The organism is Asanoa sp. NPDC049475 (assembly GCF_040676915.1).
Lineage (GTDB): Bacteria > Actinomycetota > Actinomycetes > Mycobacteriales > Micromonosporaceae > Asanoa.
Map to the genome: position 1 here is coordinate 883,825 of NZ_JBFAPY010000003.1, position 16,566 is coordinate 900,390.

Here is a 16,566-nt window from a genome sequence, read left to right on the forward strand (position 1 = left end):
CTTGTAGCCGTGCACTCGAGCATTCGGGCCGACCGTCTCCCGGAGCGCCTGCCTCAGAAGCTGCTGCGCGTTCGCGGCGTCACATCTCACGGCCAAGATGGCCGATGCCTCGAGCTCATCGCCGGGCCGATGCGCACGAACAGTCAGCCTCGCCCGGATGAGCTCGACGAGCGGCCGTCGGATTGCCTCATCCGATGATCGTTGACCGGGTCGTTGGGCGGCTCGTCACCCGTTGCCCGACAGCGGCCACGACCCGCGGCCTGCTGAGGCGTTCATGCCGGACGTCGGCGTGCAGCCACAAGACCGATCCTGGCTTCCTCGCCAGACACCCTCCGTACGGAGGGACCTCTTCCTCCGCTAAGGAGCATCAGCCTGATGGCGTCCACCCGCCCTTCCGTGCCCAGACCGAAGACCGCCAGCTCCCGTGTTCCCGCCGCGTCCAGCAGACCGGATCCGCTGGCCGTCTACCGCCGTATCGTTGCCCGGGACCGTCTCCTGCTGGCGTTGCTCGCCGAGCACTATCTGCTGTCCACACCGCAGATAGCGGCCGCGTTCTTCACCGGGCTGCGTACGGCGCAGCGGCGGCTGACGATCCTGCACCGCCTCGGCGTCGTTCACCGCTTCGCCCTTCCCGGACCCGATCCAGGCGCGGCACCGTTCCTGTATGCGCTCGGCCCGGTCGGGCTCCAGCTGTACCCGTCCGCGTACCACGACCCTGACGGTGTCCACGGCCGCGCACCGCGCAGCTCGTTGGAACGCGCGCGGCGGATCGCCGCAAGCCGCAAGCTGGCGCACCTGTTGGGTGTCAACCAGTTCTTCATCGACCTCATCCGCACGGCCCGTACGACCGCGCCGGACGGTGACGGCTGTCGGTTGGGGCGGTGGTGGTCGGAGCAGCACGCCACGGATGTCTACGCTCAGGCCGGTATCCATCCGGACGGGCACGGTGTCTGGCACGCCTGCGGCCACACGGTCGGGTTCTTCCTCGAGCACGACAACGGCACCGAGAACCTCGCACGGGTCATCGCCAAGCTGCGCGGCTATGAACGCCTCGCCGGGTTCGGTCCCCGCTACCCGGTCCTGCTGTGGCTGCCGAGCCCCGCACGAGAAGCGAACCTCCTGTCCGCCCTCGCCGGTGTGCCCACGGCGATGCCGATCGCGACAGCAGTCCACGGCGACGACCCGGCAGGACCGGTGTGGGCGCTCTCAACCTCTCCGGCACGCCGACGACGCCTTGACGAGCTCCCGTCAGACCACGGACCACACGCCCCGACCAACCCCAACCGCTACGACCAATAACTCGATCCGGCGTTCGCGCGACTCGCCGTCGTCCCGCACATCTACGACGACTAAGGAACCCAAACCCTCATGTCCCCCAGCTCCGGATCCGCCAGCTCACGAGTTCCGCCAGCCCCGGTCGACTCCGCTCCCTCGCCGTGTACCGGCGCATCGCCGACCGCACCGCGACTGGAACATGCTGGCCGTGCTCGCCGAGCGCTACCTGCTATCGACGCCGTAGGTCGCGGCCCGCGTTCTTCACGGACCTGCCTTCCGCGCAACACAACCTGAGGATCTGCACCGACTCTGCACCGTTTCGCCCGCAGCCGGCTCGCAGCACGGCATCGTGCTCTACCTATCGAGTTGCCGTCGAATGATGACTATGCGTTCGCCTCCCGCAGCACAGCGAATCCCAGCAGGATCGCGGCCTTGTCGCGTTTGCGGGAGAAGTCCTTCTCGCGAAGCAGGAGCTGGCGTTGCCCGGCGGCGATCCGCGCGCCGAGCACGTCGCGGTAGAAGTGTTGTGCCCAAGCGGTATCAGCTCCCGGCGGCTGCTCGGCCAGGAGTCGCTGAGCTCGCTCGAGCGTGTCGACCGCGTCGGGAATGTAGAGGTAGTCCGGGCCTTTAGGCAGCGTCTGGATGCTCAGGTCGACACCATGCCATGCGACGTCGAGGAGGTGTGCCTCGCTGAAGTCGTTACCGCGGAACTCGTTGGTCGGGCGGAGCATCAGCTCCCGGTATCCCGGTGGTTGCTGCCGCCCCTCCCGTTCCAAGAACCGCAGCATCGACTCGTACATCCCTTTGGCCGCCGGCAGACGACTGCCGAAGAAGACCGTCGAGCGGATCCTGCCACTGAAGCGACAGTCGACGAGCTCGAGGTAATCCGTGCTCCAGCCTTTGATGTCCACATCGCGGAACGAGCAGCGAACGAACCGGCTGAAGCCACCGATCGGATTGGTGGCTCGGAGCCCGTCGAACGAGCACTCCACGTACTCCGAGACGGTCATACCGCCGCCGAACGACAACGTGCCAGCACGCAACCCGTCGAACCGGCAACGACGAAACCGAGACCCGGCGATCGACAAACCGCTCAAGGTGCGACCCGAGAAATCGGCGTCCGTCTCATCAACGTCGTGGAGCTGCTGGTACTGGGCCGGGTCAACGGCTATCTTGCTGACGGCCCGGACCCGTAGCTGCTCACGTTGTGGGTCAGTCCCGGGGGAGCTCACAGAAGACATCATCGCAGGTCTTGTATCGCCGCCGTTGTTGTAGTGCTTGCCGTGATCGCCCAATGTGGTCAGCTCGTACGGCAGGCCCTTCTGTCCAGGTCGTCCACGCCCGTGTGGTTGTCCTGGAACCAGCCAGGCCTCTGCTCAAGAGTCGCTCAGTCTGGCGGTGCACGATCGTGCCGCCGAACGCGTACCTCGCTCGGGGTGCGCCTTCTGGGCATCAGTCTGGAAGCACTCAATGCCTGCGCTGTCGTTAGCGTCGACGAAGTGCTGCGACACCCCGAGGTGCTCGTTTACCTGTTCGTTCGGTGGCTCGTCAACCGGTACCTGCCACATCGCCGCGCGGAAGGGCTCCCACCAGCGGTGTTCGTGCCGGGACGTGGCGTGCGACCGCCGGTCGCACCCGGGTCCGCCCTGCCAGACACCCTCCGAACGGAGGGCAACTCTCCTCCGCTAAGGAGCCGAACCCATCATGCCCACATCCCGCTCTAGATCTGCGAGCTCGCGTGTCCCACCGGCCTCCGGCCGGCCCGACCCCGGGTGATCGCCAAATTGCGCGGCTACGAACGCCTCGCGGCGTTCGGACCCCGCTACCCGGTGCTGCTGTGGCTATCCAAGCCCGCGCGCGAGGCGAACCTCCTGACCCTTCTCGCCGGTGTCCCCACCGCCATGCCGATCGCGACCGCGCTCCACAGCAGTGATCCGGCCGGGCCGATCTGGGCCGTGGCCGCGGATCCGGGACGGCGCCGGCGTCTGGACGAGCTGCCCTCAGATCACGGTCCCCGGGCCGCGACCAACCCGAGCCGTTACGACCGCCCGCTGTCCTGAGAGCAACACCAACCTGAGCCCCGGCTCGAATGGGCGCGCGACGCGCGGCTCTGCCGCGCTCCGGATGCAGCAGCGGACCCCGCCGGATCCGGGCGTGCGGGCAGAATGTTGGTGTGGCGGACGATCGCGCGTACACGGCCTCGGACATCACCGTGCGCACGTTGCGTGAGGCAGTCCAACTCCGGCCACGGATGTACTTCGCCGATACCCCGATCGCCGACTGGCCTCTGGCTGTCGCGGCATGGACCGCGCACACCATGCTGGAGTGCGCCTCCACCCCTACGTCTCAAACGACCATGGTGCTCCACCATGATGGTGACCTGTCAGCCGAGACCACCGACGCCCGATTGACGCTGCCGGCATGGGCGCGGCCGCGTCCGGTAGCGCAGATCGTGCGCGAGCGGATGTGGTGGATCCAGCTGGCCAGTTCAGCAACGGTTCACGCTGACCAAGGCGCCATTGAGCACTGCACGCCGAGAGTCATCGGGCACGAGCAGGGTTTTCGACGACCTGAGGATAACGGTGCGTCTCGCGCTCGACGACGGCTTCTTCGGTCCCGCAGCACGGCGATGGCGGGACGGCGAAGAACGCTTGCACGCTACGTTTACGCGCCTTGATCTGCCGCTGCCCCCTGGAGCGGGACTGCGCATCATCGGCGAGGCCGCCGCGTCCCGCTGACCCCCCGCCGCAACGCTTATCGGCCACAAACTGCCGGATCTCCATTCCGGACTGCACGAGTCCGACGATCTGACGAGTGATGGGCCGTCGACTCATCGCCGTCTTCAGAGCCCAAGCCGGGTGCCTCCGTCGCGATCACGCCGAAGCCGCCGGGGCGGTCCAGATCCTTGGGTGCATGGGGTCGCGCCAACGCCTGTAGCGCAGCATCCCAGGCGTCCTGACTCACAGAGGCACACAGCCGCGCACACCAGCGTCGTTTCGCCGGGTGTCGGGGTACTCGTTCATGTGCAGAGGTAGGTACGGCTGATCTTGCAGAGCTGGTCGGTTCTGATGACCAGCGCGGTTCACCTTGAAGGGTCGAGGCCTGTGCTATGAACCGGGCTATGTCGATCGAGTTCATTGCCCGGGTAGCAGGCGTTGATGATGAGTACTGCCTGGTCGCCGCTGTGGCGGAATGGGAGGACGGCACGGGTCGTGCGCTCATGTTCCAGGCTGGCGAGGAACCGCCAGATGAGCAGGACGTCAAGCTGGGCATGGACACCTACTGCGTGGTCACGGAAGACCAGGGGACGGCTTACGGCTGTGTCCGGGAGGTTTCTATCGAAGGGGATCGCCTGCGCGTTGTTGTCAGCGACGAGGCCCTCGCCGACCTCGGTCTGGACCAGGGCGTGATTGAGGTCCAGCTAGCGGTGCCGCCGGAATCCGTTGAGGTTCTGCGGGAGTACCTGGGCCACATCCTGACCTATGGACGGCCCGACGCTCGGCCGACGGTGCTGCGGCTGTAGCCGCCGCCGGCGGAGCGGCTAGCCAACGTTTCAATGGGCGGTGAGGCGGTTCTTGGAGCGCGACTGCGCATCATCGACGAGGTCGCCGCAGCGTCCTGCTGACCCCTCGCGGCAACGTTTGTCGGCCACAAACCGGCGGATTCCGTCCGGGCCTGCAGTCCGACGATCTGATGAGTGATGGGTCGTCGACTCGTCGTGGTCTGAAGAGCCGAAGCCGGGTGCCTCCTGCGCGACCATGACGAAGCCCAGTGATCCACTGGTGGGTAGGGGCCGTAGCTAGCGCTCGTAGCCCCGTCGAGCTGCATCCCAGGCGTCCCGACTCACAGAGGCACACATCCGCGCACTTCGGCGTCGCTAAGCACGGCGTGTGAGCGTCGCGTTTTACGGTTCCGGCACTACAGCACTCACATATTTCCACCCCGGTTCGGTCCGCCCTCGGCCATCCGCCGCATCTGACGGTCCTTGTCGCCCACCTGCCTTTGCCGGCCGGTCGGTGCCCGGAGCCTGCGGCGGCCCCGTGATGGCCCGCTGAACCAACCGCACCGTGTTCCACCCGCGAACCGACCCATGCACCCGGTGGGCCGGTCGTTTCCGCGCGCCCAAAGACGGCGCCCCGACTCAAGGGAGAACCGCATGACGAAGAAGCACAACCGCAATCCGGCGACCAAGCCGACGCCGACCGGTACGCCCGCGGTCACGGTTCACGCGGTGACCGTCTGCGTTCCGGACGAGGTCCCGTCGCCGGCACTGACCAGCCGCCAACTGGACCGGCACTTCAGTGTCCGGGGCCAGATCGTGCCGCGGTTCTGGGCACGGTCGGGTATCCGCTGGCAACGCCGGCAGCTGCTCGCCCCGCGCCCAGGCGCGCCGACGTGCTGCGCCGGCGGGCCGGTCAAGCTGCTGGACCTGGACGGTCTGCGCAGAGCCGCCATGGTCGGCGCCGCGATCCGTCACCAGCAGTGGTCGACGGTCGTGCACGACACCAAGCCGGCCACGCCGTGGCCGGTGATGCGGCAGCGGCACGTCGAGGACCCGGACCGGTTCCCGATGGACGCCGTTGTCCGCGTCTTCTACAACCAGCCCCGGGTCAACGCGATCCGGATGCACAACGCCGTCACCCACGGCGCCGGCCGCCTCGCCCTCGGCGAGCTCGAGATGTTCCAGGCCGGCCGGTTCACCTACGAGTACTACGCCGCCAGCGCGGCGGTGGCCGGCGACATGATCGTGACCGTAGACGGTGACCGCATCGGCCCGGACGGAGACCTCCTGGCCCAGCGGATCACCTACTTCGAGCACGCCAACCGCTATCTCGACGGACTCGACGAGGACCTGCGGCTGCTCGCCGTCGCCGTCTAACGCCACCCATCTACACGGATCCGGTCGGACAGCCACGCCCGCACTCCCTGTACCCGGGGGAACGCGCGTGTGCTGCCCGACCGGTTCCACCACCACTCAACCCCAGGTTTCGAAGGGAGTGCCACGGTGTTGCTGACGCTGGGTTTCACCGAGTCCGACCCCGACGCCAACTATCTGTCCTACACCGCCGGCTACATCGTCGGGATACGGCAGACCTCGATCACGATCGTCCTGGAAGGCGACGGCCGGGCCTTCACGGCCGAGCAGTGGGCGCAGGCCGCGTTCGTCGCCTGCAACCACCCCCATCGCGCCCCGTCCGGGCCCGCCCGGGCCATCCAGCTCGCCCTTGCCGGGCAGGCCCGCTGGCCGCTGCGGTCGCTGTCGGTCGGCGACACCGTCACCGTCCACGGCCAGATGTGGACCTGCGACGCCCAGGGCTGGCAGCAGGTCGGAGAACGCCCCCACGACTTCCCCACACCCACCGAAGAGGAGGAACCATCATGCTGACCGACGCCTTCGTCACCGCCGTCACCGGAACCCTGACCGTCATGGAACGCGACGTGAACAGCGACGGCTGGGACGCCACCCCCTACCTGTGGGGCATGTTCCAAAACCACCGCGACCGATCCTTGGACTTCGACGCACTGTCGTTGCCGCCGAGCGTCTGGACCCGAATGGCCGCGGCCGCCGGTACCGCGGTCCCGAACTGGGTGACCGTCGACTTCATCGCGCGGCACCTCAGCGGTGATGGCATCGCCTTCCTTCACCGCTGGCTTGGCCGCGCCGCGGGCCGGGAGATGCGGTCCTGTGTCGGCTTCGTCTACTGCGGAGAAGACCTCGACACACAACGGACCCGCGACCCGGACGTTCCGGCGGCCACGCCCGACGGGATCGCGGTCCGGGCCCTGATCGCGCGCGACATCGACGGCCGCACCTACCAGATCATCCGCGACCGGGCGACGCCGGATCGCACCGTCACCACCGTGGACCTGCGACCGGCGACCTCGGCAATCCCAGCGAGCCTGGACCGACTGATCGCAGCCGCCCAGCGCTAACCGCACCACCACCGACCACCAGAACCACGCTCCACACGGCCGATGCCCGGCCGTTCCGCGCACCCCGCGCGAGCACCCGGGCCGGCCGCACGACCGCGCCCGGGTGCCCCGCCCCGATGAACGGAGCACCCGTTGAACACCACCCCGCACAGCCCAGCCGACGCAGGCCACCACCGGCCGTCCCCGCTGCGTATCGCGGTCGTCGGCGGATCGCTGACCGGCCCCGTCACCGCCATGCTCCTGCACGCCGCCGGTTTCCCGGACGTCACCGTCTACGAGGCCGCACCCGCGCACGTGCCCCTGGCCGGTGGCCTCATCAGTCTGGAACACCCGGCGCTGGAGGTCCTGGACCGGCTCGGAATCGACCAGTCCGAGGTTCTCGCCTGCCCGTCCGAGCACATCGTGCAGATGGACATCCGGGACCGGATTCCCACCAGGACACTGACCCGCACGTACCCCGGCCGCAACACCACCTGGACCCTGCTGCACGCCGCCCTGGCCCAGCGGATGCCCGCAGGCACGGTCCGGACCGGACACCGGCTGACCGACCTGCACACCAGCGGCGGCCGTCCGCGGCTGCGGTTCACGAACGGGGACACCGCCACCGCGGACCTGGTCGTGTTCGCCGACGGCCGCGCCTCGACCGGCCGGCGCATCCTCGACCCCGACCGGGCGCTGCGCTACGCCGGATACGTGGCCCACCGCGGCACCACCCAACCGCCGACGCTGACACTGTCCGACTTCCTGCGGATGCAGCCGTGGCCCGGCGCACAATTCAACATCGCCCCGATTCCCGGCGCCCTGGATTGGACGTTCTACCTCAACGCCACCGCCGGCCAGTACGAGGCGTGGTTCGGCGCGCCACCAACCCGGCGGCTGATGGCAACTGGCCGGCATGTCAGCGGGCCGGCCCGGACCGTCGTGGACGCCTGCGCGACCGCGCTGCTACCCACCGACCACGCCGAGGTCGTGCGGACCACCACCCAGCGGATGGCGGTCCCCGTCATCGACATCGACCCGCCGCAGCAGATGGTGTGGCCGGTCGGCGACGGCTGGGCCGTCCTGATTGGCGACGCCCTCGCACCCGTACGGGCACACATCGCCAAAGGCGCCAACAACGGCATCGAACAAGCCGCAGGCCTGGCCGCCGCGCTGCACCAGCACCACAAGTTCGGCGCCGACCTCGGCGCCGCACTGGGCGGCTGGCAACGCCGGTACCTGCCCGCCGTCCACGACGCGATCACCCGCGGCGCTGCCATCGGCGCACGCCTCGGCCTCGGCACCACCGCCCTGGCGGTGGCCCGATGAGCGACCGCGGCCACCTCCCGAACAGCCAGCCCGGCAACAGCGGGCGGGAGACCTCCACTGGACGGCACCGGGCCACCTTCGTCACGCGCCGGCGGACCCGGATCGGGCGGGGCATGCGATGGGCGCTGCATCCCGCAGCGCACGTTCTGGCCCTCATCGCCCTACACCTCGCAGCGCTGACCGTGCTCGCCGCGGCCAAGAACCTGCCGATCCTGACCAACGTCCTGCACTGACCCCGACGCCCTCGGCGGGTGCCTTGTGCGGCACCCGCCGGCGGCGCGGTCACCATCGCCGCCCCACAACCCCCGCGCCCCGCACGCCGCACAGCGGATCGGCGAAGCGAGGCGGACTTGACTGTGCGCTGCCACGAAGCGTCGATCGACGTCGCCACCGCGACCGCATCGATGAAAGGACCTCCGATGACCGACACACCGCACGACCGTCAACTCACCACCAACCCCGCCCTAGGCACCGTCCGGGCCGCCATCGCTGACCTCGGCGATGCCACCGCCGCCGCGATCGGCGCCAAGGCCGGGCTGGCCTACTCGACCACCACACCCCGACTGCGCGCCCTGGAAGAAGCTGGCGAAGCCGAGCGATTCCGCGCCGACGACAACCGCACCCTCTGGCGCCTCACCGACGCCGGCCGCGCCGCCCTCACCGGCCCCTACCACCAGAACGAGCCGAACCCACCGCGCACTACCTCCGCCCCCGAACCCGCACCCGGAAGCCCTGGCGTCGTCGAGAACCAACCTGCCCCCGACCCGGGTGCGGACGTTGCCGTCGCCGCTAAGCCAGCCCCGACCGCCGCCATCACCGCAGACGCCCACGACGCCGACGAAAACAGCGCTGCCCCAACGGCCGACGCCGTTACGGACGCGGACGCTGGCTCGCCTGGTGTCGTCGCTGAAACCGGCGGCGATAGTAGCCAGCCGCTCGCAGCTGTCGCGGCCCGGCGAGCGAAGGGCACATTGGACGGCGCGGTGCTTGATGTTCTCGAGGCTGAACCGGGCCGGGTCTTCAAGGTCTCCGAACTGTGCAAGCTCATCGACGCCGCCAACGACGGCAGCGACGTGCGCAAGGCAAGCCCGGGAGCCGTCGTCCTGGCCGCCCACCGCCTGGTCACGAAAGGACGGGCCGTCCTGGTCGTCGAGCACCCGGCCAGCTTCCAACTCCACCCACCGACATGACACCCGGCACCCGCCACCCGCCCCACCCCAGCCGGCGTTCCGATCAAGGGGAACCGTCATGTCCGACACCCTGCAGCAGATCCTGACCGCCGTGGGCGGGCTGGCTGCCGGCATCGCCTGCGCCGCCGCCCTGCTCGTCCAGCAGAGCCGGCTCCTGGCCCGCGCCTGCCGCGACGCCCGCCACGACGACATCACCGGCCTACCGAACCGCCGGGCCCTGCTGGCCGCCGCGCAGCGACGCCTACGCGCGGGACGACCGTTCGGGCTGATCATCATCGACCTCGACCGGTTCAAACAGGTCAACGACACCTTCGGCCACGCCACCGGCAACGACGTCCTCACCGAGATCGGCCGAAGACTCACCGCCCTGCGCCGACCCGTCACGGTCGCCGCCCGCCTCTCCGGAGACGAGTTCGCCGTCCTGGTCGACGGCGACCTCGACGACACCGCCGGCGCCGCCTACCTCGCCCAACGCGCCATCATGGCCACACCCGTGCTCCTGCCCGACCGGGCCTGGCCCGTCGCGGCCAGCGTCGGCTACAGCATCGCCCGCCTCGGCGTCGACGTCACCGGCCTGCTCGCCGAAGCCGACCTGGCCATGTACCACGCCAAACGCGCCGGCGGCGGTGTCCGCCGCTACGAGCCCTCGATGGCCCCGACAACGCCCACCCGCCGCCCCCGCGACGACCGCTAAACGAACGCCCGCTTTCCGCCTACCCGCAAGGAGGCGCACGTCATGCTGTCCCACGACACCATCCACGTCCTGGTCGGCCGTCTCGCCGACGAGGCCCTCTACGAGCCCGCCTCGACCCTGATCGTGATCCACAGCGGCCCCGCACCCGACGCGGACTCGCCCTCGACATACGCCATGCAGGTCCAAACCGCGCCCATGGGCGACCTGAGCGCCTGGCAGACCGGCGTGCCCGGCCTCCTGACCGACCTACGCGACGCCATCGTCACCAAAACTCCCCAGCCGCCGCTGGACCACCTTGCCGCGGCGGTCACCGACCCGGCCCACGGCCTGGAGCTCACCGCGATCGGCGTGCACTACACCGACATCACCGCCATGGGCCACGACGTCGTCCCCATCGAACGCATCGACGCCGTCGACATCGACGGGCGCGTCTACCAGGTCGTACGGATCGACGGCGGCCACCCATGGATCGCCGTCGACAACGCTCCCGACCCGAACGACATCCCTGCCACACAACCGGCCCTGGCCGCCATCCTCGCCGCCGCCTAACACGCGCGCCGCGTCCACGACGCGCAGCCGACAGGCACATCACACCGCTGCGCGGTAGCGCCTCGACGTTCCACGGTCGACGGGCTTGACCAACGCCCGGTCGTGCAGGTCCATCGTGTCGTCGCCGTCCAGTCCATTGGACCGCGGCGTCCCAGGCCCAGGGCCGGGCGGCGACCCCAAGCCTCATCCAGACCGGTCCTGCACACGGGCGCCCGTGCGACCGGACCACGAAGCCCTCAACCAATGGAGACACAGACGATGACGATCTACATCGGACGGCCAATAATGCAGGGTTGCTTGTCGTCGGGAGTTCTGCGGTGAACCTTCGCGTGGTGTCGGCGGCCACCGCCGCCTGCACCCTGCTGGTCGTGGCGTGCGCGACGCTGATCGGCTCACTGGGCGCATCCGTAGCGGGCGCCTGCCTGCCAACCCGTGCGGCTTCCCATTCGGCAGCCACCCTCCCTACGCGCCACGATCGCGGCAACGGTCCGGCACCGTCGACCCCGCCGCGCGGCAGCGAACCAGCAGTGTCGGCCTCGGCCGAGGCCTATGAGGTGTGTGGCGTCACGGTCAGCAGCGACGGCTGGACGCGGCCGGTGGCCGCCGACCCCGGATCCGGATTCCGAACCCCGCACCGTCCCGGGCACGACGGTGTCGACCTGCCCGTCCCGGCCGGCACCGCCGTCCACGCGGCCGCAGCCGGAACCGTCCTGACCGTGCGGTGCGACGCCGTCGACGCCCGCACCGGCCGCGCGTGGGGCTGCGACCGGCCCGGCGACCCGATCCTGACCCGAGGGTGCGGCTGGTACCTCGACATCGCCCACCCCGGGCGCGTGATCACCCGGTACTGCCACCTGATCCGCCGCCCCACCTCGGCCGAGGGCGACCGGGTCCAGGCCGGTGACGTCGTCGGCTTCGCTGGCAGTTCCGGACACTCCTCCGGCCCGCACCTGCACTTCGAAGTCCATCACGGCACTGACGCCACCGCGGGAAACGCTGTCGAGCCCGTCGCGTTCATGGCCGCGGTCGGCGCACCACTGACCAGCCGCCCCCTCGACAACCGCTCGAGCCCAGCGGCGCCGCCCAGCGCCACCACGATCCCGTTGCAGAGGAGGGCACCGCGGTGACGACACCGCGCTGGTAGCGGCACTCGTCCCGTCCACCGCGACCGTCAACACCATCGACGAGCACCTCAAAGAGCCGATGCGGACGCTGATGCCCGCTGTCGTGGACCACTACCGGCTCGGCGGCCAGTCCACCGGCGCCTGGGACCCCGACGACGACCCGCGCGTCGACCCCGCGAACTGACGGCCCGGCACCACGTGCGCGGCCACCGGACAGCTCGCCGGACAACCGTGACCGACCTGCGCCGACGCGGCACCAGCAGGCCGCACGGCCGGAACCGTTCTCGCCGGCCGCCGCGCCGCGCAGCCATCGGGCCACCGGGTAGCCGCCACATCTCTATCCCCGGGTCACACCGCGTACAAGGAGATCACCCATGCCCATCGATCGGCCACCCGAGCCGCCTGTCCAGTACCCGGCGGTGACCGTCGCCTTGTCCGGCACCGACGGCAACGCCCATGCCCTAATCGGACGAGTCGCCGCCGCGCTGCGCGACCAGGAGAGCCCCGAGGCAGCCGACGCGTTCACCGCCGACGCCGTCGCCTGTAACAGCTACGACGCGCTCCTCACCCTGATCATCCGCACCGTCACCGCCTCCTAGGAATCCACACCAGACAGACGCCAGCCCCTACGACGGAAGGAAACCATCGTGAGTCACGACGACGCCGGGGAGTTCGGGCACGAACAACTCCTCGAAGCGCTCGTCCGGCACCTGCTGTCCACCGACACCTCGACGCGCTGTGCCGCGACGCGGGCCTTTCCAGGCCTACCGATACCCACGGCCAGCCCGTGACCCCTACCGCGAGCACCTACGCCGACGCCGGTGTCCTGACCCTCGACCGCGGCGTGTGGCTGGAACTGTCCGACGGCAGCGTCTTCGGCCTGACCGTCCAAGCCTCCCGCCGGCCCACCGTCGAGACCCGTTTCCAGCCGTGACACGCCGCGTCCGATCTCCACACGGCCGCGCCAGTACTCGCTATCAACCCGACCACGAGCGCCGGGATGTCGCATGACATCGCGGCTACACCGCCGCTGCGGGCCGGCCTCCACCCGCCCGAACGGCCTATCGACCCGATCGGAGCGACCTGTGACTCAACCATCCGCGAACGCGCGCTGTGACTGCCGCTGTCCCGTCCACCACGGGCAACCCCGCTTCGTGTTCGACACGATCGGCTGCGCGTGCGCGATCACCTGCGCGACCCAGCCCACCACCCTGCTCGCCATCAACTGGAACTGCGCCCTGTTCCGGCACCCCGACACCGGCCACCTGTGGTTCGTGAACTCGCTCGGCAGCGGCCAGTGGGACTGGGAATCCGCCAACGAGATCGACCCCCGCGCCGACCAGTTCGCGGCCGCCGAAGTCATCTCGGACCATCTCGACCAGATCACCTACCTCCTGACCACCTGACAGAACGTCTTTGCCTGGTCCGGATCGCGTCCACCGCCGACACCGACCTTCGGTAAGGCACGAGTGAGTCCGAGCCCGACAAGCATGAAACGACGTCGACCCGGGCGGCGACTTGGTCGAATCGCCGGTGGATGCGTTCATCGTCAAGCCCGTCCACGCATCGCCGCCGCACCAAACCTCAACCTGATCACTTCGATGGCGCTGCCACCCGCACCCGGGCCCTGGGCCCGGCGGCTGGCCGGCACCGCTCGCTTCGCTGCGCGTGATCCACGCCCGCGCGCCGCGACGAGCGGCGCGCGGGCCTATCCCCCACCGTGGGAGGAGCCGCCATGTCCACCACCACCCCACCGGCCAGCGCCGCACCCGAGGGCAGCGGCGGCCGCCGCGCCGGATACCTGTACCAGCGGGTCAGCCTGTACCTCGCCGCCCATCCCGACCAGATCCTCAAGGTCGGTGACATCACCCGCGCCATCGGCGCTCCGTCCACCGGCGCCGTGTTCGAGGCGCTCAAGCGGATGGCCGCCGCCGGTCACGCCACCCACCACACCGGCCCGCACCGCTTCCAGATCACCCCGGACGGTGTCGCCGCCGCCGGCACCATCCCCGCCACACCACCCGGCCCCCATCGGGGCGGCGGTGGCCGGGCGGGCCGGCCGCAGCCGCTGGTCCGCCCGAACGGGCAGCTGTACTACCCCCGGCGTCTCGGCCGTGGATGGGACATCACCGAACTACGGCGCCTACGCGACGAGCAGGTCCCCGTCCTGCTTTACGGGCCGCCCGGGACCGGGAAGACCGCGATGGTCGAGGCCGCGTTCCCGGATCTGCTCACCGTCGCCGGGACCGGCGACACCGTCGTGGACGACTTCGTCGGCACCTACACCCCACTGCCCGGCGGCGGCTACGACTTCGTCCACGGGCCCCTGGTCACCGCCATGCGCGAAGGCCGCACGCTGCTTATCGACGACGCCACCCTCATCCCACCGCGCGTGCTGGCCGTCGCATACCCCGCCATGGACGGCCGCGGCGTCATCACCATCGCCTCCCACGGCAACGAACGCGTCGAAGCGGTGCCCGGGTTCTACATCGTGGCCGGGCACAACCCCGGCGTCCACGGCGCCGTCCTCACCGAAGCCCTCGCCTCCCGCTTCGGCGTCCACCTCGAAGTCACCACCGACTGGGACCTCGCCCGCCGCCTCGGCGTCCCCGCCGCGGCGATCGCCGCCGCCATCGACCTCAACACCCGCCTCGCCGCCGGGCAGCTGACCTGGGCACCACAGCTACGCGAGCTCCTCGGGTTCGTCCAGGTCCGCGCCATCCTCGGTCAACGCGCAGCAGTCGCGAACCTCGCCGGCCGCGCCCCCGACATCGACCGCGCCGACGTCGCTCAGGTCCTGGCCGTCCACTTCAACACGACGGTCACCGCTCTGACCCTCGGCAACCCCACCGCGAACGGAGGAACCAATGCCTGACCCGCGAGCCCATCTCGATGCAGGCGGTCTGCACCCCGGCGACCCCGCCTGGCAGGCCTGGAGCGACGCCTGGACCCGCCACATCCCCCGCCTGACCGGCCGACACGACCTGACCGTCGTCGTCGCCCCCGGCGCCGCCGGCGACGCCCCCGAAACGTTCTACCCCGACCACCGCCGCATCGAAATCGACGCCACCTACATCGCCGACAACCCCGACGTCACCAACCCACGCCGGGCCGGCCACAAACACGTTGTCCCGACCGGATACGGGCTGCTCGTCCACGCCGCCGCACACGCCACCCACAGCCGCTGGCGGCCACCGCCCGCAACGGCACCGATCCTCGCCCACGTCGCGGCGCTGCTCGAGGAATCCCGGGCCGAGTACCGGCAACGCGGCCGCCGCCGCGGCGACCGCCGCTGGCTCCGCCACACCGTCACCACCCTGATCAACCCGAACGACGCACCCGTCGACGACGCCTGGCACGCCGGCCAGCTCGCCGCGCTGCTCCTGGCCCGCGTCGACGCCCGCGTCCTGACCGCCCGCGACGTCCGCGAGGCCCGCGCCGCCGTCACTACCATCCTCGGAAAGCAGCGGCTGCGGCGGCTGCGGGACATCTGGCGGCAGGCCCAGGCCACCGACGACACCGACGCCGCCCGCATGGTCGAGCTCGCCCGGCAATGGTGCGACACCCTCGGCATCGACCCCGCCATCACCACCGACGCACCCACCGCCGACCCCGGTCTGTTCCCGGGGCGGCTCGCCGCCGCCATCACCGCCTACCTCGCCGCCACCGCCGGGGTCACCGTCGCCGAGTACGTCCGCCGCGACCTCGTCCACCGGCACCGCGCGCCCCGGGACTGGCCCCGCGACAGGCCCACCGACGCGCAGCGGGCCGCCGCCCGGCGGCTCGGCGCCCGCCTGCGCCAGGCCCGCACCCGCCCACCCGAACCCAGCAGCCGACCCTCCGTGATTCCACCCGGGCGGCTGCGGACCCGGCACGCGATCACCGCCGACGCCCAAGCCGCAGCCGGCGTGACACCGACCGCCGCCCCGTGGCAGCAGCGCGCGGCCCTTCCACCGGAAAACCCGCCCCTGCGATTGGCGATCCTGGTCGACCTGTCCGGCTCCATGCGCACCTACGCCGAACCGATGTCGACCGCGGCGTGGATCTTCGCCCACGGCGCCCACCACGCCGACGCGACCACCACCACCATCGCGTTCGGCGATCAGGTCACCATCCTCACCCCACCCGGCACCCGCCCCGCCGAGATCCTGCAGATGCAAGCGGGAGGCGGCACCTACACCTTCCCCGAGGCCGTCAAAGTCGCCGACCAGCTCCTCGACCTACGCCACGCCCGGAGCAGGCGGATGCTCGCCGTCGTCTCCGACGGCGACCTCAAGGACAAACCCGCCGCCCAACAACTGATCACCACCCTGGACCGCAACGGATGCGGCGTCCTCTGGCTACGCCCCGACGGACCCGGCCACACCTTCACCGACACCACGACTATCACCGTCACCGACCCCGTCGACGCCATCGACCAGATCACCCGCGCCGCCGAAGCCGCCCTCGCCGGCCCCTGACCGGGGCACCCACCCGAGCCTCGACTGGCGAC

The 16,566-nt window shown here is 70.3% G+C and carries 19 protein-coding genes and 1 pseudogene; 19 read left to right on the forward strand and 1 reads right to left on the reverse strand.

The window, feature by feature from the left end:
- Positions 1–375: 375 nt before the first annotated feature.
- A complete protein-coding gene (locus tag AB0J88_RS15305; protein WP_364361059.1) occupies positions 376–1,299 on the forward strand; it encodes a replication-relaxation family protein in 924 nt (307 codons plus the stop codon).
- A 359-nt stretch (positions 1,300–1,658) separates the two neighbouring features.
- Here AB0J88_RS15305 and AB0J88_RS15310 read toward each other — a convergent pair whose 3' ends face one another.
- A complete protein-coding gene (locus AB0J88_RS15310; RefSeq protein ID WP_364361061.1) occupies positions 1,659–2,570 on the reverse strand; it encodes a hypothetical protein in 912 nt (303 codons plus the stop codon).
- A gap of 474 nt (positions 2,571–3,044) precedes the next feature.
- Here AB0J88_RS15310 and AB0J88_RS15315 point away from each other — a divergent pair.
- The 18 genes and pseudogenes from AB0J88_RS15315 to AB0J88_RS15400 all read left to right on the forward strand — a co-directional run.
- A pseudogene (locus AB0J88_RS15315) lies at positions 3,045–3,335 on the forward strand (hypothetical protein); the annotation flags it as partial.
- Between the two features lie 113 nt (positions 3,336–3,448).
- Positions 3,449–3,952 (forward strand): hypothetical protein, encoded by a 504-nt coding sequence (locus AB0J88_RS15320; protein ID WP_364361063.1) that lies wholly within the window; start codon positions 3,449–3,451, stop codon positions 3,950–3,952.
- A gap of 444 nt (positions 3,953–4,396) precedes the next feature.
- Positions 4,397–4,798: an Imm10 family immunity protein gene (locus tag AB0J88_RS15325; RefSeq protein ID WP_364361065.1), complete on the forward strand. Its 402-nt coding sequence runs from the start codon at positions 4,397–4,399 to the stop codon at positions 4,796–4,798.
- Positions 4,799–5,431: 633 nt separating this feature from the next.
- Positions 5,432–6,154, forward strand: coding sequence for a hypothetical protein (locus tag AB0J88_RS15330; protein ID WP_364361067.1), 723 nt, complete (start codon positions 5,432–5,434; stop codon positions 6,152–6,154).
- 126 nt (positions 6,155–6,280) lie between these two features.
- Positions 6,281–6,661 carry a hypothetical protein gene (locus AB0J88_RS15335; RefSeq protein ID WP_364361069.1) on the forward strand — a complete coding sequence of 127 codons (381 nt, stop codon included), beginning with the start codon at positions 6,281–6,283 and terminating at the stop codon, positions 6,659–6,661.
- The gene (locus AB0J88_RS15340; protein WP_364361071.1) at positions 6,655–7,209 is read left to right on the forward strand and encodes a hypothetical protein; all 555 of its coding nucleotides are present in this window, start codon (positions 6,655–6,657) and stop codon (positions 7,207–7,209) included. Before AB0J88_RS15335 ends, AB0J88_RS15340 begins: the two co-directional genes overlap by 7 nt.
- Before the next feature lie 132 nt (positions 7,210–7,341).
- Positions 7,342–8,517 (forward strand): FAD-dependent monooxygenase, encoded by a 1,176-nt coding sequence (locus tag AB0J88_RS15345; protein WP_364361073.1) that lies wholly within the window; start codon positions 7,342–7,344, stop codon positions 8,515–8,517.
- The gene (locus tag AB0J88_RS15350; RefSeq protein ID WP_364361075.1) at positions 8,514–8,750 is read left to right on the forward strand and encodes a hypothetical protein; all 237 of its coding nucleotides are present in this window, start codon (positions 8,514–8,516) and stop codon (positions 8,748–8,750) included. Before AB0J88_RS15345 ends, AB0J88_RS15350 begins: the two co-directional genes overlap by 4 nt.
- 186 nt (positions 8,751–8,936) lie before the next feature.
- Positions 8,937–9,707 (forward strand): MarR family transcriptional regulator, encoded by a 771-nt coding sequence (locus AB0J88_RS15355; protein ID WP_364361077.1) that lies wholly within the window; start codon positions 8,937–8,939, stop codon positions 9,705–9,707.
- A 58-nt stretch (positions 9,708–9,765) separates the two neighbouring features.
- Positions 9,766–10,401, forward strand: coding sequence for a GGDEF domain-containing protein (locus AB0J88_RS15360; protein WP_364361079.1), 636 nt, complete (start codon positions 9,766–9,768; stop codon positions 10,399–10,401).
- A gap of 42 nt (positions 10,402–10,443) precedes the next feature.
- Positions 10,444–10,950 carry a hypothetical protein gene (locus AB0J88_RS15365; protein WP_364361081.1) on the forward strand — a complete coding sequence of 169 codons (507 nt, stop codon included), beginning with the start codon at positions 10,444–10,446 and terminating at the stop codon, positions 10,948–10,950.
- 317 nt (positions 10,951–11,267) lie between these two features.
- Complete coding sequence (locus AB0J88_RS15370; protein WP_364361083.1) at positions 11,268–12,077, forward strand: M23 family metallopeptidase; 810 nt, start codon at positions 11,268–11,270, stop codon at positions 12,075–12,077.
- Positions 12,078–12,448: 371 nt separating this feature from the next.
- Positions 12,449–12,673: a hypothetical protein gene (locus tag AB0J88_RS15375; protein ID WP_364361085.1), complete on the forward strand. Its 225-nt coding sequence runs from the start codon at positions 12,449–12,451 to the stop codon at positions 12,671–12,673.
- A gap of 48 nt (positions 12,674–12,721) precedes the next feature.
- Positions 12,722–12,865 (forward strand): hypothetical protein, encoded by a 144-nt coding sequence (locus tag AB0J88_RS15380; RefSeq protein WP_364361087.1) that lies wholly within the window; start codon positions 12,722–12,724, stop codon positions 12,863–12,865.
- The gene (locus tag AB0J88_RS15385; RefSeq protein ID WP_364361089.1) at positions 12,862–13,008 is read left to right on the forward strand and encodes a hypothetical protein; all 147 of its coding nucleotides are present in this window, start codon (positions 12,862–12,864) and stop codon (positions 13,006–13,008) included. Before AB0J88_RS15380 ends, AB0J88_RS15385 begins: the two co-directional genes overlap by 4 nt.
- A 220-nt stretch (positions 13,009–13,228) precedes the next feature.
- Positions 13,229–13,480 (forward strand): hypothetical protein, encoded by a 252-nt coding sequence (locus AB0J88_RS15390; RefSeq protein WP_364361091.1) that lies wholly within the window; start codon positions 13,229–13,231, stop codon positions 13,478–13,480.
- Between the two features lie 329 nt (positions 13,481–13,809).
- On the forward strand, positions 13,810–14,949 hold the full coding sequence (locus AB0J88_RS15395; protein ID WP_364361093.1) for an AAA family ATPase: 1,140 nt from the start codon (positions 13,810–13,812) through the stop codon (positions 14,947–14,949).
- Positions 14,942–16,534, forward strand: coding sequence for a vWA domain-containing protein (locus AB0J88_RS15400; RefSeq protein ID WP_364361095.1), 1,593 nt, complete (start codon positions 14,942–14,944; stop codon positions 16,532–16,534). The genes AB0J88_RS15395 and AB0J88_RS15400 overlap by 8 nt, the downstream gene beginning before the upstream one ends.
- The last annotated feature ends 32 nt before the right edge of the window (positions 16,535–16,566 follow it).